Origin of the sequence: Mucilaginibacter endophyticus (genome assembly GCF_003351025.1) — a bacterium.
GTDB lineage: Bacteria > Bacteroidota > Bacteroidia > Sphingobacteriales > Sphingobacteriaceae > Mucilaginibacter > Mucilaginibacter endophyticus.
The window spans coordinates 934,592-958,246 of sequence record NZ_QPCG01000001.1 but is presented as its reverse complement, the minus strand read 5'-3'; the positions used below and the strand labels follow the sequence as shown (position 1 = coordinate 958,246).

The window sequence follows — 23,655 nt, the reverse complement described above, 5'->3', positions numbered from 1 at the left end:
GGAGACGAATGTGATGCGTCTCTACATTAATAAAACGGTATACTTATGATCCTATCGCTTTCCTGTAATTACGAAGCGCCCGGATGATCGACATTACAATTTCATGCTGTCCCTCGTCCGAATTTAGATATTCTTCTTCTTCAGGATTATTGATAAAACCTGTTTCTATGAGTACAGCCGGCATAGCACTGTGGGCCAGCACCAATACACCCTGTTCCTTTACGCCATTGCTCTCGCGCCCATCTACCCCGGTAAATTCGTCGTCAAGCAAATCGCCGAAACGGATGCTTTGCTTGCGGTATTTTTGGATATAGGCATTAAGAATAATAAGATTGGAGGGATCACTTTCGTCATAGCTCTCATAATTTTGCTTATAATCCTTCTCCTGGAAAATAGAAGAGTTTTCACGCACTGCCTCTTCCTGTTCTTTAAGACGATGGAAACCATATACCAGCAAGAGTACGCCTTTTTGCTTATGCGCACGGGCGGCGGTACCCTCCGGCGATGAATTACAGTGAATGGAGATAAACAAATTGCCATGATTTTGATTGGCAATAGCTGATCGCTGGTTTAGCGGAATAAAAGTATCATCGGTACGGGTAAGGATAGATTTTACATCGGTGATGGCCGTATCCAATGCTGCCTTGAGTTTCAGCGCTATCGATAACGTTACATTTTTCTCGAACGAATGCGAGCCGCGAGCGCCGGCATCCTTACCGCCATGCCCAGCATCAATAACAACCGTTTTAAATTTAAATGTTGAAATAGCGGCCGGTATAGTGTCTTTTTGCTGCGCGAATGAACTTTGAAATAAAAACAACAGGATGGTTATCCCCAGGAAAGCGGTGTATCTCATTTCTTAACCGCCTTTTTACTGCATTTGGGGCACAGGCCCTGAGCATATAAAGTAAAGCCATGGGGCTCAAATCCTGCCGGAAGATTGATAGCAGGTAGATTAAGATCATTAAGGCAGTACACATTTTTGCACTGGGTGCAATTAAAATGCAGGTGCTCGTCATGATGATCATGCTCGTTGCAGTTTGATGAGCATAGCGCGTAATTTGCCGTCCCGTCCAGATCAAATACTTTGTGGATAATTCCCTTTTCTTCAAAAGCGTTAAGGATCCGGTAAAGGGTAACCCTATCGATATCATGCATCAGGCTTTCCAGATCGGGCTGGGAAGTAGCCGTATGCCTTGATGACATCATCGACAAAACCCGCAATCGCGGCGCGGTTTTTTTCAGGTGATGCTTATCAAGCAAATGCTCAAAATGGTGGATATCCCGGGTTTGCGTCATGTATTAATCAGGTCTTTATTTTTATAAGGCCGCTAATTTAATAATGGTACGTATAATATACGCTATTAGTTGCCGGCTTTTATAACGGTATTTTTTATTGGCTTAGTATGATGCTTAGATATCAAAACGTTATGCTTTTCATGATTGCAAGCCGGGCTCAAAAAGCAATTGAATATCAAAAATGCATAAAAGAATTTCCTGTGGCGCTTGTCCATTATTCAACTTTTTTAAGTTTATACGTTTTATGATCATGGCTGCAGGCTCCGGTATACTTATAGTTTACATAGTGCGCGGCAGCAATCAGCAAGCCTCCAAACGGTACAATCATCGCCTCAGTTTTTCCTGCTGCAAGCCCGTGGCCGCCCATAATGATAGCAAAGCCCACTACCAGCATAGCTAAAGGTAAACTGCGGTGATGTGTACGCTTGTATGACAAGCCTATAGAATACACACCTATAGCTAAAGCAAAAATGATCATCCCCCACTCTACCCAGGCATTGGCCAAAAAACCAAGACCAACCAGCGGTAAACTGGTAAACGCCAAAGGCACCACCGCGCAATGAACGGCACAAAGCGTTGACGCAGTTATACCAATATTATCCAGCCGGGGCGAAAGCTTTTGAAAATCCATGGCGCAAATATAAACAAGTTAATGCAACAAAATTGCATCTGATTTTATTATACTTGCGGCAGCTTCTTAAATTAACAAATACCTGACAATTACTTAATATTAATCAGCAAACCGTATTTTTGCGGCCTTATTATAAAAAATACAGATTGAATTTAGCTCCCATTTACCATATAAAACAACTTTGGCAAAGCGCGTACAATACAAAGGCCAGCAAGCTTAAATTATTGAGCGCCACTATTGTCATAGTTACAATCATTAACCTGCTACCCTCATTTTTCAAGTACATTGAACGCCGCACAGATGGCGTTGTATTGAACGATTGGGTATTGGCTCATTTACCATCTTACGATCTTTCGGTACCGATTTTTATACTTATCTGGAGCATGGGCCTGCTCATGATGTGGCGGGGATTATATAACCCAAGAGTATGCATCAGCTACATCTGGACGCTGAATCTTGTTTGCATAGCCCGTTTTATTACCATAAGCCTGGTAAAGCTTAATCCGCCGGTTGGACTTGTGCCCCTTATTGACCCGAGTACCAGCGTTTTTTACGGGCATACGTTTATCACTAAAGACTTGTTTTTCTCGGGACACACAGCAACCATGGTGCTGGTATACCTGCACCTGCAAAAACCTGTTGATAAACTAATCGCGCTAATTTGCGCTATAGTATTAGTAGTGTTGTTGCTGATACAGCACATTCATTATACTATTGATGTGCTGGCGGCACCATTTTTTGTATATGGTTGCTGGAGATTGGTTAAGTGGCTTGGACTGGATTAATCAATCCCATTCATCTACAAAATGCATACTGTCCTTTAAATCGGCGTATAGCTTTTTAAATACCGGGAACATTTTGCTGTAAAGCGTGTGGTTATCAATATTAGGTTCAATAAATTCCTGGTGTTCCACCTCGGTGAGCGTTTCATAACTTTCAGGATGCAATACCCGTGCGGCAAGGTAGATCGCACCCAGTGCCGATGAATCTTCAGATTGGAGCACAGCAAGTTTTTTACCGGTTATATCGGCCAAAATCTGTGTCCACACCGCCGAACTGGTAAAACCGCCGCTGATATTTACCTGAGTAATTTCACCCGATGCATCTTCCAGTGTTTTAAGTACATCGTTCAGCGCAAAACAGATGCCCTCCAATCCTGCGCGTAAAAAGTGCGAACGGGTGTGTGCCGGTTTGATATTAAAGAAAGTACCGCTGGTTTTGGTGTCCCAAAGCGGGGCACGTTCGCCGTACAGGTAAGGTAAAAATATCAGTCCGTTACTACCGGCCGGTACGGATGCAATCTCAGCAAATAGAGCGTCATAGTCGGCAGCGGTAAGATTTTCCTTCTGCAAAAAGTTTTTCAGCAACCAGTTCACCGCTATCCCGCCGTTATTTACGGCACCGCCACAAACATAGGTTTGTTCGTCCAGCAGATAGTTAAAAATCATGGCTTCGTAATTGTAAACCGGCTTTGGGTTTGTAATCCGTACCGCGCCACTGGTGCCAATGGTAAGCGCGGCCACACCGGGGCTATTGGTATGGCTGCCGAGGTTAGCACATGCACCATCACTCGCTCCTGTTACAAATGGCGTATCAGCATTGATACCAGTTAACGAAACAACTTCGGGCTTAACATCATTACGATAATAAGTGGTATTAACCGGGGCTGATAACTTTGCGGTTGTAATGCCCGTTACCCTAATAGCCTCCTCATTCCACTCTTTTTTTACAATATCAAACAAACCTGTTGCCGAAGCAATAGAATAATCCACCTCAAAAACACCAAAAAGCCTAAACCAGATAAACTCTTTTATCGAAATAAATTTGTGCGCCGCTTCAAAAACATCGGCCCGGTTAGCACGCAGCCACAGCAACTTATTTAAAGGCGACATAGCATGAATAGCTGTACCACAGTTGTGATATAACGACGCGCCTTGTTCGGTTTTTCTTAAAGCCTGCGCTACATTCTCGCTCCGGGCATCGGCCCAGGTCATCATAGGTAGTAATGCTTCGCCATGCTCATTAACAGGGATTATACTGTGCATGGCGCTGCTCAAACTTACAGCCTCTGGAGCCGCTCCTAATTTGGCAGTGATACCTGCAAGGCATTTTACAAAAGCATTCCAGATCAACAGCGGGTCCTGTTCGCTGTAACCGGGTTCGGGGCTGTTAATAGGGTAATGATTGGATACTGTACCCAATGGTTCGCCCGTTAAACTAATGGCTACGGCCTTTGTACTACCGGTACCAATATCAATCCCTAAAATATATGCCTGCATGGTGATGTATTTGACGCCAAAATAATAAACAGAACCGGGATTGTCTGAATCAGAATTGTCTGAATTATGTCTGAACTCGAATTAAACGAATTTATAGAATCACCCGAAATTAAAAAATTCGATAAATTCATTTCATTCGTTTAATTCCGGTTCAGACAATCCCGGTTCAGACAAAATCAACGGTCAAAACCGACAGCAGGGGACAGTTCGGGTATATTTATTATCTACATTAGCCTTACCAATATAAACCAATTAGAGAATATGCAAGTAATTTTAGGGGTCATCTTTCATTTTATCGGTGGCTTTGCTTCGGGGAGTTTTTACATCCCTTACAAAAAAATAAAAGGCTGGGCCTGGGAAAGCTACTGGATAGTAGGTGGCATTTTTTCATGGCTTATTGTACCACCGCTGGCGGCATGGCTAACTATACCGGGCTTCGCGGATATTATAAGCCATACAGATACCGCAACCCTGGGGTGGACGTACCTTATGGGACTGTTATGGGGTGTTGGTGGTTTGACATACGGGCTGGGCGTACGCTATTTAGGCGTATCACTTGGCAGTACTATCATACTGGGCTTGTGCTCTGTTTTTGGATCGATAATTCCATCGGTGTATTACGATTTTTTTCCAAAAGAAGGGAAAGACACTTTTACCCTAATGCTACATACCCAATGGGGGCAGATGGTTTTACTGGGCATTTTACTTTGCGTAGTGGGTATCATTATATGCGGTAAAGCCGGTACAATGAAAGAGAAAGAACTGTCGGCAGATAAAACTATAGCACAGGAAAACAAAGATTACCGTTTTGGTTTGGGCATCATAGTAGCAATAATATCAGGCATACTTAGTGCCTGTTTCAATTTTGGTATCGAAGCTGGTAAAACTATGGCTGATACGGCTAACCATGCATGGCAGGCTGGGCACCCGGGACAGGGCAACTTCCTGTATGCTAACAATGTAACCTATATTATCATTCTTTGGGGAGGCCTTACCACCAACTTTATATGGTGTATGGTGCTAAACACCCGCAATAAAACGTTTGATAATTATACCGATAAAAAAACACCGTTGCTTAAAAACTACCTGTTTGCGGCATTGGCTGGTACAACGTGGTTTTTACAGTTCTTTTTTTACGGTATGGGCGAAAGCAAAATGGGTAACGGCGCAAGCTCATGGATCCTGCACATGGCTTTCATTATCTTAATAGCTAACACTTGGGGCCTGGTACTTAAAGAATGGAAAGGCGTAAGTAAAAAAGCCTTCGCAACTGTGATAGCAGGTATAGCAGCCATTGTACTATCGGTACTGGTTGTAGGCTACGGAAACTCAATTAAATAACAATCAAAATAAATCAATAACTCATTAATTCAACAATTCAGTAATTAAACATATGTCTGTCAAAACAACACAATTTAAGCATGTAAGCTACCTTTGGGATGATGCTAAAGCCGCCGAACTGGAAGGCGATGAAGTTGCCCTGCTTATATACCGTTCAAACCTTTTGGGTGCCGATTTGCGCCTTACCAACTATGGCGGCGGTAATACCTCATGCAAACTGATGAGCAAAGATCCGCTTACAGGTAACGAGGTTGAAGTAATGTGGATTAAAGGATCGGGTGGCGACATCGGTACGCTGAAAAAAAGTGGCCTCGCAGCCCTTTATGTTGATCGTTTACGCAGCCTGAAAAATATCTATCGCGGTGTGGAATTTGAAGATGAGATGGTTGAACTTTTTAATCATTGCATCTACGATCTTAACTCAAAAGCGCCATCAATTGATACACCGTTACACGGCTTCCTGCCATTTAAACATATCGATCATCTGCACCCGGATGCGGCAATTGCAATCGCGGCGGCAAAAGATGGAAAGAAAATCACCCAGGAACTTTTTAACGGTACCATTGGCTGGGTTGAATGGAAAAAACCCGGCTTTGAACTTGGCCTGCAATTAAAACAATGTTTGGATGAAAATCCGGGTATCCGCGGCATCATGTTGGGCTCGCACGGTTTATTTACCTGGGGCGATACTGCTTATGAAAGTTATATGAATACGCTTGAGGTTATTGAGCGTTGCGCAGAATATCTTGAAGAAAACTACGGCAAAAAAGCCCCCGTTTTTGGTGGACAAAAAGTTGAAAGCCTAAACGAATCTGCCCGGAAAAAACAAGCTGCTGCCCTTGCACCTGTACTACGGGGCTTTTGCTCAAGCTACAGGCACATGGTGGGTCATTTTACTGACGATGCCCCCGTATTGGAGTTTATCAATTCAAATGATCTTGATCGTTTAGCACCATTAGGCACCAGCTGTCCTGACCACTTCCTGCGTACTAAGATCAGTCCGCTGGTACTTGACCTTACACCGGGCGAAGACTTGAGCGATGTTACTGCCTTAAAAGCACGCTTAGCTCCGGCATTTGAGGCCTACCGCCAAATGTATACCGACTATTATAACACTTGCAAACACGATAATAGCCCGGCTATCAGGGATACCAACCCGGTAATTATCCTTTACCCCGGTGTAGGTTTATTCTCTTTCTCGAAAGATAAACAAACCGCCCGCGTAGCAGCCGAGTTTTATACCAACGCCATCAACGTAATGAAAGGTGCCGAGGCTATCTCTGAATATACCTCTCTCCCACGCCAGGAAGCTTTTGATATCGAATACTGGTTACTGGAAGAAGCCAAATTACAGCGTATGCCTAAGCCAAAAGCTTTATCAGGTAAAATTGCCCTGATCACAGGCAGCGCGGGCGGCATAGGTAAAGCCATCGCCAAAAAATTTGTTGACGAGGGTGCGGTAGTTATCTTAAATGATATGAACGCTGAGCGTTTGGAAGGTGCCGGCGAAGAGTTCAAAAAACAATACGGTAAGGATTCATACACCACTGCCATACTTGATGTTACCAAAGCCGATCAGATCAACGAAGCCCTTGAAATTGCGGCTTTAGCTTTTGGCGGTGTGGATATTGTGGTGAACAATGCTGGTTTATCTATCTCTAAATCAATTGCCGATCATACCGAAAAAGATTGGGACCTATTGTATGATGTATTGGTGAAAGGCCAGTTCTTCATTACGCAGGCGGCTGTAGCTGTTATGAAAAAACAAGACATTGGCGGTGATATCATTAATATTGTAAGTAAAAACGCTTTGGTAAGCGGACCGAACAACGCGGGCTACGGTTCCGCAAAATCGGCGCAATTACACCTGAGCAGGCTGAACGCTGCCGAGCTTGGTACTGATAGGATCCGTGTGAACGTTGTTAACCCGGATGCCGTAATCAGCGACAGCAATATTTGGGCCGGCGGATGGGCCGAAGGTCGCGCTAAAGCTTATGGCGTTACTGTTGACGAGTTACCTGCTTACTATGCCAAACGTACTTTATTAAACGAGGTGATTTTACCTGCCGATATCGCTAACGCTTGTTTCGCCTTTACAGGCGGCCTGCTCAACAAATCAACTGGCAACGTGTTGAATGTTGATGGTGGCGTGGCCATGGCGTTTGTGAGATAGTTAATGGCTCATAGATCATGGTTCATGGTCTTAAGAAACCATGTCATTGCGAGCGATAGCGTGGCAATCTCGTAGCCAATGTATAGCGAACATACAGAGCTACGAGATTGCTTCGTCGTTCCTCCTCGCAATGACATATTTTAAATAACTAATAACCAATACCAATTATGCAGTTAGAAAAATATAAAATTGATGAAGCCAATCATCAACAGCTGAAAGATCATCAGCGCAAGTTTGATTTTGTTGCCGGTGATGTGAAAAACCTGGATACTATCCTGCAAAAACTGATTGATTTTAATATCGCTATACCAAGCTGGGCTTTAGGTACCGGCGGCACACGCTTCGGCAGGTTTTCGGGCGGTGGCGAGCCTCGCAGCCTGGAAGAAAAGATAGAAGATGTAGGCTTAATCCATGCGCTTAACCGCAGCAGTAACTCTATATCGCTGCATATTCCATGGGATATCCCATCTAACGCTTCGGCTATCAAAGCTCATGCTGCTCAATTGGGTTTGCATTTTGACGCCGTTAACTCCAATACCTTTCAGGATCAACCGGATCAGGAATTTAGTTACAAATTTGGCTCATTGCACCATGTTGATAAAGCTGTACGTAAACAGGCTATAGCCCACAATATCGAGGTAATTAAATACGGCGTCGAGCTTGATTCTAAGGCATTATCGGTTTGGCTGTCGGACGGATCAAACTTCCCTGGTCAGCTGAATATGCGTGGTGCATTTGAACGCACTTTAGAAAGCTTGCAGGAAATTTATGCTGCCCTGCCTGATGACTGGAAAGTTTGGGTTGAGTACAAACCATACGAGCCTAACTTTTATTCAACCACCATCGGCGATTGGGGTCAGTCATATTTGCTATCTTCTAAATTAGGGCAAAAAGCGCAAACCCTTGTTGATCTGGGGCACCACTTACAGGGCGCGAATATTGAGCAGATTGTTTCATTACTATTGATGGAAGGTAAACTGGCCGGTTTCCACTTTAACGATTCAAAATATGGCGATGATGACCTTACCGTTGGCAGCATCAACCCATATCAGTTGTTCCTGATCTTTAACGAACTGGTTGAAGGTATGGATGCCCGTGGTATGACACACGCTACCTCTATAGGCTGGATGATTGATGCATCGCACAACATTAAAGACCCTATTGAGGACTTGCTGCAATCTGTTGAGGCTATTAAGATAGCCTATGCACAAGCATTATTGGTAGATACACCGGAATTAGTGCAGGCGCAACAGGATAACGATGTGGTTTTGGCTCAGGAAATATTACAGCAAGCTTATCGTACCGATGTTCGTTCGCTATTGGCCGAAGCCCGTTTAAGGGCAGGCGGTGCGCTGAACCCGCTGTCTATTTACAGACAGCAAACCATAAGGCAGCAACTGATTAACGAAAGAGGAGCTAAAGCAGTATCAACCGGATTGTAAGCCTATGGAGCCGATACCCGTTATAGCCGTTTTTGATGTGGGTAAAACCAATAAGAAGTTGTTCCTGTTCGACCAAAACTACAAGATAGTTTTTGAGCGTACAGCCCGCTTCCTGGAAACCCACGACGAGGATGGTGACGCATGTGAAAACCTCGACAGCCTCAGGCTATCGGTGTTTGACTCATTGCGCGAAATTTTCAAGCATAAAGAATTTGATCTTAAAGCGGTTAACTTTTCAACATACGGAGCCAGCTTTGTTTATGTTGATGAACATGGCAAGCCGCTTACGCCACTGTATAATTACCTCAAACCATATCCGTCGGAATTGGGCAGGCAGTTTTATGAAAACTATGGCGATGAAGCCAGGTTTGCACTTGAAACTGCTTCGCCCGTTCTGGGCAACCTTAATTCAGGCTTGCAACTGTACAGGCTTAAATATGAGCAACCCGAAGTATTTAAACGGGTGAAGTATGCCCTCCATTTGCCGCAATACATGAGTTACCTCATCAGCGGACAAATGGTAAGCGATTTAACCAGCATCGGCTGCCACACTGCGCTCTGGGATTTTAGTAAAAACACCTATCACAACTGGTTAAGCGATGAAGAAATCCTGCCTAAAATGGCACCCCTTCACCCTGCCGATAGTGTTTTGTCTGCCGAATTTCCGGGCAGTACTTATAAGGTTGGCATCGGGTTGCATGATAGTTCGGCTGCGTTGATCCCCTACCTCGTGAGTTTTAATATGCCTTTTGTGCTGATCTCTACCGGCACATGGTCTATCAGCTTAAATCCATTCAACCAAACGCCACTTACCCCAGATGAGTTGAAACATGATTGCCTCAACTACCTGCAATACAAAGGCAGTCCGGTAAAGGCATCGCGCTTGTTTACCGGTTATGAGTATGAGCAACAGGTAAAACGAATAGCCGCTCACTTTAACCAGGACGAGATCAGGTACCGTACAACAAACTATGATCCGGCTATCGCAACGCGGTTAAGTAATCAACCGGCATTACAGGCTAACGAAAGTGAAGGATTACAGAAGTCGGTATTTGAGCTGCGTGATTTAAACAGCTTTGCTAATGATGTTGAAGCCTACCATCAACTCATGATTGATATTGTTGCCCAGCAGACCATATCAACCAATTATGTTTTAAATGGATGTAAGGTAAAACGCATTTTTGTTGACGGCGGTTTTAGCAAAAACAGTGTATTTATGCACTTACTGGCGCTGGCATTTCCCCATTTGGAAGTTTATGCCGCGTCAATGGCGCAGGCAACGGCTGTTGGTACCGCCCTTGCTATTCATCATGCATGGAACACGAAAACACTGCCGCATGACCTGATCGAATTGAAATACTACTCGGGAGTGCAGAGCGAAGTATATTAAACTTAAAAATCCGGTTATCAGCCGGATTTTTCTATTTTAGGGCAACCAATCCAAAGCCCTCGTTATGAAAAAATTAGCGCTGTTTCTGTTATTGCTCAACTTTGTATTTGCAGCCAATGCCCAACAGGCTAAGCGCAAAAAAGCGATTATTGTGCTTACTTATGATGATGGGATCAATTCGCAGTTAAACATCGCTATTCCCCAGTTAGATTCGGCGCACATCACCGCTACATTCTTTTTAATGGGCAACATGACCGAAGCCACATTACCCCGCTGGCGCGAGGTTGGTAAAAAAGGATATGAACTTGCTAATCACACTTTATATCATCCTTGTCTGCTTACCAATGTAAAGGCCAACCCGGCCAATAACTCGGCTATTTATACGCCGTACATGATGCTTTGCGAAATAAACGAGATGAATACCCTGCTTTTCGCGCTTGATGGTAAAACGGGTAGCCGCACCTATGCTTACCCATGCACAGAAATTGAGGTTGGCGGTATAAACTATGTTGACACCTTACGCAAAGCAGGACTGGCAAAATATGCCCGTATTGGCGGCGGACCGGATGCCGTGATCACCGACTTTAAAAACCTCGATCCGTTAAAAGTACCTTCATGGGGTGTAACAGGTAACCCGGTAACCGGCGATGCCCTGATAGACTTTGTAAAAAAAGTACAACAAAGCGGAGGCCTTGGTATTTTCATGTTTCACGGCGTAGGCGGCGACTACCTGATCACTCCTGCCGATGCCCACAGAAAGTTATTGGCCTACCTCGCTGCTCACCGAAACGAGATTGAAGTAACAACGTTTATGAAAGCGATGGATGAGGTAATGGCCACTAAATAATCAGATTAACGATATCAGCTATTACCGCTTTATCTTTAATAATATGTTCATGTCCACGGCCCTCGTAGGCTTTAGTTTGGATGGACGGATACACAGCGAGGAAATCTTTCAAAAACGTGTACGGTGCAGTTTTATCATCCTCATCGTAGGCCAGCCAGTGCTGTTTAATAGCTTCCGCAGGATACAATCTATCCATTGTAAAACCCGAAGCTTCCATAGCAAATAGGTGTTCAAAATCGGCAAAAAACTTATCCTGAATCGCCGGCGCAACATCGGCTGCATTGAGGCTTGCAACAAAGTTTTCTTTAAGGTTGATAAGCGGCGCGATGCTGATGAGCAATGCGGGCTTGATAGCGGTTTCCTTTATAGCGATGGCATTGGCCATGGCACCTAACGAATGACCGATAATTATATCCGGCGCACCAAAAGTATTGATCACAGCTTCCGCTGCTTTGGCAAAGAGCAACAGATTTGACAGTTCCCCTTCCGAACTGCCATTACCCGGCGCGTCGAAAGCGATGACCTGTATATCTGTAATATTTTTTAAAGCGACGATAAGCTCGGCAAAATCAGCCGCTTTTGAACCCCAGCCATGGGTTATCATGATCTTTCGGTTACCTTCGCCCCAGATAAAACCATTGAATTTTAGTGCCGATTTCGCAAAATGAGGATCATCAACTTCAAGCGTAAAACGTTTGGCTTCATCAAGCAAATGTTGCTGTTGCAGGCGTACCGGCATTTTTGGCGAGTAACAGATAAGCTGCCACAACAGGTTTACCATATTTGGCGCTTCGGCTCCGTTAAGGGATTTTACCTGATTAAATACCGTCTTTAACTTTTTCATAAATAGATACAGGATTTCACCCGCAAAGTAAACAATTGCTCTTCAAAATATACCGAAAGGTATTTTGTTTACATTTTCGCGACGAAACTCTACAAATGAGTTGGGAAGTAATGGCAATAAGTCGTAAGCAAGATTGAGTGTAGATATATTATAAAATATGTCATTGCGAGCGAAGCGCGGCAATCTCGTAGCCGTGCATATCCGATCTGTATAGCTACGAGATTGCTTCGTCGTTCCTCCTCGCAATGACATGGGGTGAATAAAGCCGACGACTATTTCCCTCTTCCCAGCCAAAGCAGCGAATTGATGATCAGCTTATCCACATCATCATTGGCAAAGGTTTGCGATAGCTCTTTATTAGTGCCGCCGTCGTAATCCATAGCATTGTGACCAATGTTAAAGTAAACCATTTTGTACTTTTTGTTTGTCCAGGCTACAGGGTAATAGCCACTATGCCAGATCTCGTATTGTTTTGGGCCTGTGCCTAAAGGAAAACTTGTTGAATCAACCGATAACAAGATGTCTATATCCGGGTTCTTGCGCAGATCGTGTTCCCAGCGGTACCATTCGTTAGGATTTGTTTTGAACGTTTTAGGCAAACCTTTAGTAACCGGATGCTTTGGATCTTCAACCCTTAATATGGCCGGGGTTGGGTGCCAGGTATTGCTTACATATTGCCCGGAGCCTAAAAACTCGTTATGATACCAGTCCCAGTTTTGTGGAAAATCCGAAGGCGTAAGCGCGAAGGCCGAGAAGTGGAACCCCATCCAGGCACCACCTTTTTTCATATACTGTTCAAAAGCCGCACGCTGCTCAGGATTATCGGCACGGGTATCTAAAAATATCACCACCTGGTATTTGGCTAAAAATTCAGGGTTCATGTTTGCCCAGTTATTGGTGCTATCGTAAGTGAAATTATACTTCTTCGCCATTTCAGGGAACCAGTGGTTAGCCTCATGCATAAAGCTGATATGCGCCAGATCGTTCCGCCCGGTGTAAAAGGCTATTACTTTAAATTTCTTTCCCTGAGCATTAGCCATACTCAAACTAAAAAATGCCATACAAAGCGCAATGGCAAACATCAGCGCTTTACTGAAATTGGTTTGGTTAATCATAATATATCCCTGTGTTTATAATGGTGCTATAAAATTAAAGCATTTATAGAGATGACAGGAGTAAAAATGCGGAATGAGAGGTGATGTAGGGGTTGATAAATATTGATGACCACATCTACATCGGCGGAAGCGATGTTTAACTGTACTTCATAAAAAATATGTCATTGCGAGCGAAGCGTGGCAATCGCACGGTAGCATAACCACCCTGTATAGTATGCGATTGCCACGCTTCGCTCGCAATGACATGGTTTTTATCCCGTTGCCCGTGTCCCCACGGGCAACACGTACCTTACAACACCATCTGCTCAAACAACCTGTTCAAGGTAGCTTCAGCATCAGCTGTCATCCCAGGATGCACTTTTGATGCCTGTACCACTGTACTACGTGTTGCCGTAAGCCAGCGGAAACGCGATGGTTGATCCAACTGCGCTATAGGGCCTGCATCTTTCTCTCCGTTGCAGATCCGCTCAAGCGAATTGATATTTTCCTTCAGACAATCCAGGTCCAGGTCGCCGCAAAAAGCAGCAAGCCGTTCGTCGTCAGGTTTGAATAGTACTTTTAAAAACTTTTGTTTTGGACAAAACAGGATCACTCCTATATTGATAAATTCTTCACGCTCCACCCTTGGTACAACGCGGATAACTGCGTACTCAAATACCTGCATATAGGGCTTGTTTTGCGGCGTTAACAAATACTTCTGAAGCGGCCAGCCGGGTTATTAAAAACTCGGCGTAGATATTCCGTACTTCGTCAGGCGTTTCTTCAAAATCCCTATAGGTGATCCATTCGTCAGGAATCAGCGCTACTATATCACGGATCTTTTCGGGCGTTAATATCGCTTTAAATTCGGCGTCAACAGTATCTAACTGATTAGCACGGGCCAATAGCACATGATCTTTCACCTGCAAAAACGGACGAGTAGCCATTTCTTGCCAGTTGTTCCAGGAGTGATGGAAATACAGCGCGGCACCGTTATCAATCATCCACAGCTCTTTATGCCATATCAGCATATTGGTATTGCGCGCGGTACGGTCGACATTGGTAAGCAAGCAATCAAACCAAACTATTTGCGACGCCAGTTTAGACTCAACCACGGTAACAGCAGGATCAAAAGTGATTGCGCCCGATAAATAATGTAGCGCGAGGTTAAGCCCTACACTAAATTTCAGCAGGTCCTGGATCTCTTCATCGGCCTCCGAACGACCGAAAGCTTCATCCAGGTTGGCAAAAACCAATTCGGGCACTTTAAAACCTAACAGTCGTGCTATCTCGCCGCCAATCAATTCGGCAATGAGGGCTTTTACACCCTGCCCCGCTCCGCGGAACTTTAGTACATATAAAAATTCGTCATCAGCTTCGGCAATGGCCGGTAATGACCCGCCCTCGCGCAACGGCGTTACGTAACGGATCACGTTAACGGTGCGGAGCTGTGGTGGTGTGTAGTTCATAGTTTTAGTTAAGCAAAAGTCAGCGTTAGGGATTGCAGCGGATACCGGCCCGAGCGTAATGCCTGCAGGCGTATGAGCGGAAAGCCCGGCCAACGCCCTAATTAATCTTTAATTGAGCTTAGGTTTTAACCAACAATCATTCGCCGCTCAATTGCCGCGGTGGCTGTTACTTTTGTCTTGATACAAAAGTAACCAAAAACCGAGTGAAACGAGCTCATGAGTACCTATTAAAACAGAATACTTAACGAATAAATCAAGTCAGCAGAGAGGTTTCTTTGCCGCACAAGTCCGCCCACTGCCCACCGCTGGCCTTTGCCCGGCAAAGCGGATAAAACCACGGGCTGCAAACAGTTGCCCCACTTCGTTCGCTCGTGCCCAACCCTTCTGCAAATATTTACTATGCCCCTGCCACTACACTACCCACCACTGTTTTACCCGCTTTCATCCGAAACTTATCTGCTGACGGAGAAACAATATCTCATTACAATAATAAGATTCTAAAACAACTATCCTGTCAATCCTTAAATCCCCAAAATCATGGTTCAGAAAAAAAATCAGCGAAATCAAAAAAATCAGTGATACCTGCTGACATAGGGCTGTCATTAGCCTGCCGTTACTTTACATCAGAAAACAAAAACACAACACTTATGGACACTTTAAAATCATTATTGCAGGAGATGGAACAGGAAGCTCAAACCACCGAAAAAATGCTGAGCCGCATCCCCGACGATAAATACCAATGGAAACCGCACCCAAAAAGCATGACCATTGAACAACTCTCTACCCACATTGCTGAATTACCTACCTGGGTAAGCCTGACCCTACATACCGATGGACTTGACTTTGCTACCGTACCCTATGAACCAAAAAAAGTAAGCGGCACAGCCGAATTAATGAAACTATTCGAAGATTCATTGGCCGATGGCTACTCCAACCTGCAAAAGGCCGATGTCAGCACTTTCGATAAGATTTGGACATTGCGCAACGGAGAACAAATTCTGAATCAACGTTCGAAGGCTGAAGTAATCAGGATGACTTACTGCCAGATAGTGCACCACAGGGCACAGTTAGGCGTTTATTTACGTTTGTTGGATATTCCTATTCCGGGAAGTTATGGCCCGAGCGCGGATGAGCAGGGCTTTTAAAAAGACGAGGAAAAATAAGATCAGTTAATAGTTAATAAAAAAGCAAAGCGGGCAAAAGCAAGCTTTGCTTTTTTATTTCTTTTTGCACTCAACTACGGTGCTTTGAGAGCTTGCCTGTATTAATTTCTTCCAGGAAGCCATTTTCGTTAATAGCATATCGGGCCTCTGAGGTATCGGTATCTATTTTGTAATTAACGGTCTTTACTTTTTTGTTCCTGATCCTTTTGCCAAAAATGAACATCGGCAAAATGAAAACCGCAAGCAGGACTACAACTTGTAACAGGGTTGTGTACATAACGTCTAACATAAAAATTTAAGTCTGATTGGTACCTATATAACGTTATTGGGGCCCAAATGGTTCACCTTTTTAGTGATATTTTGTATCAATCATTTGTATGTATAGCTAAATGTGTGCCATACTTATATCTGACGTTGTATGTTACCTTAATATTACACTTAAGTTGATATTTAATTGATTTATAACGAAATGAACTAATCGCTGCACTATCATATTGATAATAGCGCCTATCGTTTTGAAATAAATAATATACAGTACAGTTTCGTGATTTTAGTACAGTAGCGAAGTATCGTGAAAGTACGAAATTTGATGGTTTGGGAAGCGTCCGTGAGGACACGGACGCGGGGTGGATCAAGCAATTTTATTTCTCCGATCCGTGTCCCCACAGATCGACTGTTCTTTATAACCCGTAAAACGCTATCGCGTTTCCGCCAAAAAACGACTCCCGTTCTGTAGCAGATAGCCTTTCGGCATAAAGGTTCATCACCTCCATAGTTTTTTCATAGCCGCCAGCCAGTAAACATACCGGCCAATCAGAGCCAAACATTACCCTGTTGATTCCAAAAGCGTTGAAAATAATATCGATATATGGAATAAAATCAGCAGCCGGAGTATTGTACCAGTCGGCTTCGGTAAGTAAGGCCGATACTTTACAAGACACATTTGGATAGCTTGCCAGCTTTTCGATATCCTGTTTCCAGCCGTCAATTTTACCGGCTTTGATGTACGGTTTGGCCATATGGTCGAGCACAAGCTTTTGATCCGGGAATTCGGCTGCTAACTGTGCGGCATAAGGCAAGTGATTGGGGAAGATCAGGATATCATAAGTATATCCGTATTTACTCAAACTTGCAATCCCTTTTTTAAATGCGGGATTGAGCATGTATTGCTCATCGGGTTCGGACTGTAAGATGTGCCTGAAACCTTTAAGCTTTTCATACTTTTTAAAATGATGCAATCTTTCATCCAGGTCATCAGCCTTCAAATCAACCCAGCCTACTACCCCTTTGATAAAAGGATTGACAGAAGCCAGGTCAAGTAAAAATTCGGTTTCTTTTTCCGACTGATCGGCCTGAACCGCTACACAGCCGTCTATGCCGTGTTTTTGCAATACAGGTAACAGGTCTTCCGGATAAAAATCCCGACCTATTACCTGCATATCTTCAGTAATCCAGCTGTCCCTTACCGGGTTGTATTGCCAGAAATGCTGATGTGCATCAATTTTTAGCATACGCTATTAAGTTTTGCTTTGATTGGCCAAGGCCTTCAATACCCAATTCAACCACGTCGCCCGCTTTTAAATAAATTGGCGGCTTCATACCTAAACCAACACCTGCAGGTGTACCCGTTGAAATGATATCACCTGGCAACAAGGTCATGAACTGGCTGGTATATGAGATCAGGTGCGGCAGGTTAAATATAAAGTTTGATGTAGTACCGTCCTGCATGGTTTCGCCGTTTACAGTTAACCAAAGACGCAGGTTATGCGGGTCGGCAATTTCATCAGGCGTAGCCAAAAACGGACCAAGCGGCGCAAAAGTGTCGCAACCTTTACCCTTATCCCAGGTACCATTACGCTCTAACTGAAACTCACGCTCGCTCACGTCGTTATGCAATACGTATCCGGCAACATAGTCCATAGCTTCAGCTTCTTCAACATATGAGGCTTTTTTACCGATAACCACAGCCAATTCCACTTCCCAATCGGTTTTAACCGAATTTTTAGGGATCATAATATCATCAAACGGACCAACAATAGCGGTAGTTGATTTCATGAAGATAACCGGCTCCGGTGGCAGTGGCGCATTGGTTTCTTTGGCATGGTCGGCATAGTTTAAACCAATACAAACCAGTTTTGAAGGACGGGCGATCGGGCTTCCTAAGCGTACATCTTCGGCAACTTCAGGCAACAGGTTATCTTTTACAAAATCAGCAAGACGGCTAAGTCCATCAGTTTCAAAAAACTGCTCGGTGTAATCTTCGCCAAAGGCAGATACATCATATCTTTTATCATTTTGTATAATTCCCGGCTTCTCGTTACCTGGCTCGCCAAATCGTATAAGTTTCATATTATCGTTGTATTAGTTAGTTGTCAGTTTAATAATAGTATCGTTAGGGTCAGTTGCAACACCACTTAGGTATACAAACACGCCCTCTGTTTGTTGTTTAAATTTCACCGCGCTACCATCCGCCAGTAAAGAGGCTTTAGTTACCTTACCTTTTAATTGCGGAATGAAAACGTATGGCTGTTGTGGCGGCGTCATCACATGCACATAAAGGTTTTTATCTTTTTGTGTGATAACTCCCCAGGGTTGCGCAGGGATGCCGCTGCCACGGGTACCATAAATAGCTTCGCCATTTTTTTGTACCCAGGCGCCTACAATGGCCAATGTATCGGTAAACTCAGGTTGAATTTTGCCGTTTGGCATTGGGCCTATGTTTAATAAAAAGTTGGCGTTTAAACCTGCCGCATTCACCAGGTAATGGATAATGCGTTTGGATGATTTAAAGCTCCTGTCAGTAATGTTAAAGCCCCAGCTATTGTTTATGGTTTCGCAGGTTTCTAAAGGTAGTGTGCCGATTTTTGATTTACCGCTGAAGCCTGTGGTGTTGGCTCCGGGCAAATCTTTTTCAAACATCTGGAAATCTTCGCCTTCCTTTGGTTCAAGGTGGTGGTTATTACCTACCATTATCGCGGGGTTCAATTTATGGATCAAGCCATAGATCTCGTCATAATGCCAGTTAACATCACGCTCCCAATGGCCATCAAACCAGATGCCCTTAACACCGGGATATTTGGTGATTAGTTCGGTAAGCTGGGCTTTCATGAAATTGATATAGCTGTCCCAATTGCCGTTTACAGGTTTACCGTCCGCAATCGGGCTACCATAAGCGTAGTCTTTACGTCCCCAGTCCAGCAGCGAATAATAAAAATGCAGTTCGATACCCTCTTTAACACATTCCTGCGCCAGCTCCATCAACGGATCTTTATGGTAAGGCGTGGCATCAACAATATTATATGGCGATGCCTTGGTACCAAACATGCTAAAGCCATCATGATGGCGAGAAGTAATGGTGATATACTTCATGCCTGCTTTTTTTGCAAACATCACCCATTCATGGGCGTTAAAAGCCTGCGGGTTAAAAAAATCGGCCAGGCGTTTATAGCTATCATAAGGAATATGCTTTTCATTCATTACCCACTCGCCAGCGCCAAGCTCACTGTAAATACCCCAGTGGATAAACAGTCCGAACTTCATGTCCTGAAAGTTTTTCCTTGCGGCAAGGTTATCGGCAGTTGGCGTGTAGGTTTGAGCGCCCACGCGTATCGCGCCAAGCAGCATACCCATTAATAATAGCTTTTTTATCATATTAAATCAGGTTTTAATTGTTCAGGGTGATAAAGCCGCCATCGATAGGATAATCGGTACCGGTAATGAAACCAGCTTCGTCCGAGCAGAGGTAAAGTGCCAAAGCCGCTACTTCTTCCGGTTTGCCCATCCTGCCTATCGGCTGGCTTTTTGATAGCTTTTCAAAGATCTCTTCTTCGCGGCCTGCATAGTTTTTAGCGATGAAGCCATCAACAAAAGGCGTATGCACCCTTGCCGGCGAGATACAATTACAACGGATGTTATCATGCAGATAATCGCGTGCCACGGACAGAGTCATGGCGTGAATAGCGCCCTTACTCATGGAGTAAGCAAACCTGTCGGTAATACCTACACTGGCTGCTATTGAAGCGGTGTTCAGGATTACGCCGCCACCGTTGTTTTTCAATACCGGGATAGCCGCGAAAAGACAGTTGTAAGCACCTTTAACATTTACATTAAATACACGTTCAAAATCTTCGGTACTGGTATTATCCGCGCGACCGATGTGTGCTATACCCGCGTTATTGATCAGGATATCGATCTTGCCTATTTTGGTGAAAGTACCAACTACTTGTTGTTGGTTACTTACATCGCAGGCATAGCCGGTAGCTTTGCCGCCAGCCGCGGTTATTTCGTTCACGGTATCTGCCGCGGCCTGATCGTTTAATTCGATGATATGAACTTCGGCGCCTTGTTGTGCAAATAATGCGGCCATAGCTTTACCTATGCCACTGCCGCCGCCTGTTACAATTACTGATTTATTGGTTAGTTTAAACATAAGTATCTTTTATTTTTTGTGTTTGTCATTGCGAGGCACGAAGCAATCGCACGAAAGCACAGCTGCTCTGTATAGCATGCGATTGCCACGTCGCGTCCCTGCTCAGCCTTTTTACTCCTCGCAATGACATGTTTACGATCTTCAATTTATAGCCGTTGTTGATGTTACCAGCAACAACTTTCTTTATTTACAACGACACCCCTCTCTTCCACGGAATAAAATCGTCCTGGCCAAGCTTTACCGATTTCGGTTCTGCTTCGCCGCTGGCAACTTTTATTACGTAATCCAGGATCCGCTCACCGGCTTGCTGTATGGTTTCGGCGCCTTCGATGATGGTTCCGCAGTTGATATCTATAATATCAGGCATGCGCTGAAACATGGCCGTATTGGTTGATAGCTTGATAACCGGCGTAACAGGATTGCCTGTAGGCGTGCCCAAACCGGTGGTGAACAGTACGATATTGGCACCCGCCCCTACCTCGGCTGTAGTACTTTCTACGTCGCTGCCCGGAGTACATAATAGGTTTAAACCGGGTTTGGTTACTTTTTCAGGATAATCCAATACGGCTGTTACAGGCGATGTACCACCTTTTTTTGCTGCCCCTGCCGATTTAATGGCGTCGGTAATTAATCCATCACGGATATTGCCCGGCGATGGATTAGCGTAAAAGCCAGAACCATCTGCCTCTGCACGGGCGTTGTAGGTAGTCATGAGGTGCATGAAGCGATTGGCTGTCTCTACATCAATACAGCGGTCACTCAACTCCTGCTCTACACCACAAAGCTCCGGAAACTCCGACAGGATCACCGAACCGCCCATGGTAACCAGCAAATCGGATAAATAACCCAATGCAGGGTTGGCCGAAATACCCGAAAAACCATCCGAACCACCGCACTCCAAACCAACACAAAGTTTCGACAATGGCGCAGGCTGGCGTGTAGTTTCATTAGCTTTCACCAAACCGGCAAAGGTTTGCTTTAAAGCTTGTTTCAATAGCTCACTTTCGGTACCAACTTTTTGTTGTTCTAAAACAACCAGCGGCTTGCTGAAGTTAGCATCGCGTTTGGCAATTTCATTTTGTAAAATACTTACCTGCGCGTGCTGGCAGCCCAAGCTCAATATAGTTGCACCAGCTACGTTAGGATGCGTGATATAACCAGCTATTAAACCGCAAAGCGCGTCAGAATCTTCACGTGTGCCACCGCAGCCCAAGCTGTGGCTCAGAAATTTGATGCCGTCGATATTTTTAAATAATCGTTTGGAGTTTGGCTTCTCTTCAGTACCCTGGATATCGGCATTCAGGATCTCCTCTACAGATTTACCTGCCTGGTAAAGCTCCATCAGTTGCTCAACATCGCCCTCATAGCTCTTGGCTTTTTTATAGCCCAGTTTATCAACCAATGCTTCTTTTAACACGTTGATATTCCTGTTCTCGCAGAAAACAAGCGGTACTACTATCCAATAGTTGCCTGTACCAACCGAACCATCGGCACGGTGATACCCCATAAAGGTTTTGCCATCAAAATTGCCGGTATCGGGTTTGTGCCAGTTCAGTTTACGCTCGCCAAGGTGAAAACCTTCGGCAGCGTGATGTACGTTTTCCGTAGTAAGCAAACCACCCTGCGGTATAGTAGCAGAGGCCTTGCCTACCAATACCCCGTACATGTAAATTTCTTTGCCTTCGGGCAATTCGTTAATAGCAAACTTGTGCTTTGCCGCTATTTTATCTACCAGTGGAAAAGTCTGTCCATCAAACGTGATAACTGTTCCCTGTGCCAAATCTTGTAAGGCAACCAGTACGTTGTCATGCGGATGGATCCTTAAATATGTTTCTTTTTGTGTTGACATTATTTTATATGATCGGTCCTTCTTTTTATAAGGACAATATTTTTTAGCTTATTGCTGAAGCGTAAGTTCAATTACCGGTATTTCGTAATTAGGCTTCTGCGCGGGCAGCGTTAACTCCAGATCGTCGCCGTTAGTTTCTTTATATAAAAGCTCTGAGCTGTCGTTCAAAAACTGCGCGTATTTGATCTTGCCTTTGTAACCAGGCAATACCAGTTTACCCTGCGGATAGCTGAACAATTGTACATACAATTTACCGGCGGCTTTGTTATAAGTAAGTTTAGTTCCTTCGGGTATTTTATAGGTATCGGGAGCAAATGTGCAATTGTAAATAGATTTGCTGTTGGCATGCATCCAGTAAGCCAAACTATCCAGCGCATTAGTAGCACGATAATCAAATTCGCCGCGCGCGGTTGGCCCAACGTTTAATATCAGATTGCCGCCATTGCTTACCGAAGTAATTAAGAGGTCGAGTAATTGACGGTGGGTTTTCCAAGTATGCTCATCCCTGTAGTATCCCCACGAACCTGAAAATGTTTGGCAGGTTTCCCAGGTTTTTCCGCGGTATTTAGCCAGCTCGGCGGTGCTTACCTGTTCAGGTGTTTCAAAATCGGCTCCGTCTTTATATTCTTCAAGGTTAAGGCGGTTATCTACAATAATACCCGGCTGTAATTTTCTGATCAGTTTAAGCAATTCAACTGATCCCCACTCATCTTTACCTTTACCATGGCCATCCTTGCGCGGGAATGAGAAATCCAGCCAAAGGATGTCGATTTTGCCGTATTTGGTTAATAGCTCGGTGATCTGATCGCGCATATACTGGCGGTATTTAGCCATGTCTCTTCCCTTGTTCAGTTTAGCGTATGATGCATCACTTTTATCAGCAGGAGACTGTGGATGGATCTCATCAATAGTATATTGTGGGTGGTGCCAGTCTAACAGCGAATAATAAAAGCCAACTTTTAAACCTTGCGCCCGGAAAGCGTTCACATATTCGCGCACCAAATCGCGTTTAGCCTTGGTATTAGGGGCTTTATAATCAGTAAATTTTGAATCGAACAGGCAAAAACCTTCATGATGCTTGGTGGTAAGCACTGCGTATTTCATACCGGCCGCCTTGGCTTGTTTGGCCCATTTTTGTGGATCAAACAGGTCAGGATTAAACTGGTCGAAATATTTCTGATAGCCGGCATTATCAATTTTTTCGTTGTGCTTTACCCATTCGTGACGGGCCGCCTGCGAATACAGGCCCCAGTGAATGAACATACCAAAGCGGTCGTCCTTCCACCATTCCATGCGTTTATCTTTCTGCGCATCAGTTTCGGTGCCTATCATTTTTTGCGCGAATACCGATGGGGCCATCAGTAATGCAACCATCAGCAGTAATTGTAATTTCTTTAGCATAGCT

22 protein-coding genes are annotated in these 23,655 nt (G+C 44.4%); 7 read left to right on the top strand and 15 right to left on the bottom strand.

Annotation, left to right across the window (positions count from 1 at the left end; all coding sequences use genetic code 11):
* Positions 1–43: 43 nt before the first annotated feature.
* From DUL71_RS03965 to DUL71_RS03955, 3 genes are all read right to left on the bottom strand, one after another.
* Positions 44–856: an N-acetylmuramoyl-L-alanine amidase family protein gene (locus DUL71_RS03965; RefSeq protein WP_114936831.1), complete on the bottom strand. Its 813-nt coding sequence runs from the start codon at positions 854–856 to the stop codon at positions 44–46.
* Positions 853–1,299, bottom strand: a complete 447-nt coding sequence (locus tag DUL71_RS03960; RefSeq protein WP_114936830.1) for a Fur family transcriptional regulator — start codon at positions 1,297–1,299, stop codon at positions 853–855. Before DUL71_RS03960 ends, DUL71_RS03965 begins: the two co-directional genes overlap by 4 nt.
* A 214-nt stretch (positions 1,300–1,513) precedes the next feature.
* Entirely contained in the window at positions 1,514–1,930 is a 417-nt protein-coding gene (locus DUL71_RS03955; RefSeq protein WP_114936829.1) for a MerC domain-containing protein, read from the bottom strand.
* Between the two features lie 146 nt (positions 1,931–2,076).
* Here DUL71_RS03955 and DUL71_RS03950 point away from each other — a divergent pair, with 146 nt between their 5' ends.
* The gene (locus DUL71_RS03950) at positions 2,077–2,715 is read left to right on the top strand and encodes a phosphatase PAP2-related protein (RefSeq protein WP_114936828.1); all 639 of its coding nucleotides are present in this window, start codon (positions 2,077–2,079) and stop codon (positions 2,713–2,715) included.
* Here the strand turns inward: DUL71_RS03950 and DUL71_RS03945 are convergent, their stop codons facing one another.
* Positions 2,716–4,209, bottom strand: coding sequence for a gluconokinase (locus DUL71_RS03945; RefSeq protein ID WP_114936827.1), 1,494 nt, complete (start codon positions 4,207–4,209; stop codon positions 2,716–2,718). It lies immediately after the preceding gene.
* 261 nt (positions 4,210–4,470) lie between these two features.
* Between DUL71_RS03945 and rhaT the strand changes: the two genes are divergently transcribed.
* The 5 genes from rhaT to DUL71_RS03920 all read left to right on the top strand — a co-directional run bounded on the left by rhaT (position 4,471) and on the right by DUL71_RS03920 (position 11,402).
* Positions 4,471–5,550: an L-rhamnose/proton symporter RhaT gene (gene rhaT, locus DUL71_RS03940; RefSeq protein WP_114936826.1), complete on the top strand. Its 1,080-nt coding sequence runs from the start codon at positions 4,471–4,473 to the stop codon at positions 5,548–5,550.
* A 52-nt stretch (positions 5,551–5,602) separates the two neighbouring features.
* Positions 5,603–7,723, top strand: coding sequence for a bifunctional aldolase/short-chain dehydrogenase (locus DUL71_RS03935; protein WP_114936825.1), 2,121 nt, complete (start codon positions 5,603–5,605; stop codon positions 7,721–7,723).
* 167 nt (positions 7,724–7,890) lie between these two features.
* A complete protein-coding gene (locus DUL71_RS03930) occupies positions 7,891–9,165 on the top strand; it encodes a sugar isomerase (protein ID WP_114936824.1) in 1,275 nt (424 codons plus the stop codon).
* A gap of 4 nt (positions 9,166–9,169) precedes the next feature.
* Positions 9,170–10,555: an FGGY-family carbohydrate kinase gene (locus DUL71_RS03925; RefSeq protein ID WP_114936823.1), complete on the top strand. Its 1,386-nt coding sequence runs from the start codon at positions 9,170–9,172 to the stop codon at positions 10,553–10,555.
* A gap of 64 nt (positions 10,556–10,619) precedes the next feature.
* On the top strand, positions 10,620–11,402 hold the full coding sequence (locus DUL71_RS03920; RefSeq protein ID WP_114936822.1) for a polysaccharide deacetylase family protein: 783 nt from the start codon (positions 10,620–10,622) through the stop codon (positions 11,400–11,402).
* Here the strand turns inward: DUL71_RS03920 and DUL71_RS03915 are convergent.
* The 4 genes from DUL71_RS03915 to DUL71_RS03900 form a co-directional block, all read right to left on the bottom strand.
* Positions 11,395–12,246, bottom strand: coding sequence for an alpha/beta fold hydrolase (locus DUL71_RS03915; RefSeq protein ID WP_114936821.1), 852 nt, complete (start codon positions 12,244–12,246; stop codon positions 11,395–11,397). The genes DUL71_RS03920 and DUL71_RS03915 overlap by 8 nt on opposite strands.
* Positions 12,247–12,518: 272 nt before the next feature.
* Complete coding sequence (locus DUL71_RS03910; RefSeq protein WP_208645469.1) at positions 12,519–13,361, bottom strand: ThuA domain-containing protein; 843 nt, start codon at positions 13,359–13,361, stop codon at positions 12,519–12,521.
* Between the two features lie 289 nt (positions 13,362–13,650).
* Positions 13,651–14,025, bottom strand: coding sequence for a DUF3037 domain-containing protein (locus tag DUL71_RS03905; RefSeq protein ID WP_114936820.1), 375 nt, complete (start codon positions 14,023–14,025; stop codon positions 13,651–13,653).
* Entirely contained in the window at positions 14,012–14,809 is a 798-nt protein-coding gene (locus DUL71_RS03900) for a HipA family kinase (RefSeq protein ID WP_114936819.1), read from the bottom strand. Before DUL71_RS03900 ends, DUL71_RS03905 begins: the two co-directional genes overlap by 14 nt.
* Before the next feature lie 647 nt (positions 14,810–15,456).
* Here DUL71_RS03900 and DUL71_RS03895 point away from each other — a divergent pair.
* On the top strand, positions 15,457–15,954 hold the full coding sequence (locus DUL71_RS03895; protein ID WP_114936818.1) for a DinB family protein: 498 nt from the start codon (positions 15,457–15,459) through the stop codon (positions 15,952–15,954).
* An 88-nt stretch (positions 15,955–16,042) separates the two neighbouring features.
* Here DUL71_RS03895 and DUL71_RS03890 read toward each other — a convergent pair whose 3' ends face one another.
* The 7 genes from DUL71_RS03890 to DUL71_RS03860 all read right to left on the bottom strand — a co-directional run bounded on the left by DUL71_RS03890 (position 16,043) and on the right by DUL71_RS03860 (position 23,651).
* Positions 16,043–16,249, bottom strand: coding sequence for a hypothetical protein (locus DUL71_RS03890; RefSeq protein WP_090528232.1), 207 nt, complete (start codon positions 16,247–16,249; stop codon positions 16,043–16,045).
* 403 nt (positions 16,250–16,652) lie between these two features.
* Positions 16,653–17,483 carry an amidohydrolase family protein gene (locus tag DUL71_RS03885; protein ID WP_114936817.1) on the bottom strand — a complete coding sequence of 277 codons (831 nt, stop codon included), beginning with the start codon at positions 17,481–17,483 and terminating at the stop codon, positions 16,653–16,655.
* Complete coding sequence (locus tag DUL71_RS03880) at positions 17,470–18,321, bottom strand: fumarylacetoacetate hydrolase family protein (protein WP_114936816.1); 852 nt, start codon at positions 18,319–18,321, stop codon at positions 17,470–17,472. Before DUL71_RS03880 ends, DUL71_RS03885 begins: the two co-directional genes overlap by 14 nt.
* Before the next feature lie 12 nt (positions 18,322–18,333).
* Entirely contained in the window at positions 18,334–19,623 is a 1,290-nt protein-coding gene (locus tag DUL71_RS03875; protein WP_114936815.1) for an alpha-L-fucosidase, read from the bottom strand.
* A gap of 13 nt (positions 19,624–19,636) precedes the next feature.
* Positions 19,637–20,401, bottom strand: a complete 765-nt coding sequence (locus DUL71_RS03870) for an SDR family NAD(P)-dependent oxidoreductase (protein WP_114936814.1) — start codon at positions 20,399–20,401, stop codon at positions 19,637–19,639.
* 187 nt (positions 20,402–20,588) lie between these two features.
* A complete protein-coding gene (locus tag DUL71_RS03865) occupies positions 20,589–22,250 on the bottom strand; it encodes a UxaA family hydrolase (protein WP_114936813.1) in 1,662 nt (553 codons plus the stop codon).
* 48 nt (positions 22,251–22,298) lie between these two features.
* The gene (locus DUL71_RS03860) at positions 22,299–23,651 is read right to left on the bottom strand and encodes an alpha-L-fucosidase (RefSeq protein ID WP_114936812.1); all 1,353 of its coding nucleotides are present in this window, start codon (positions 23,649–23,651) and stop codon (positions 22,299–22,301) included.
* Positions 23,652–23,655: the final 4 nt, after the last annotated feature.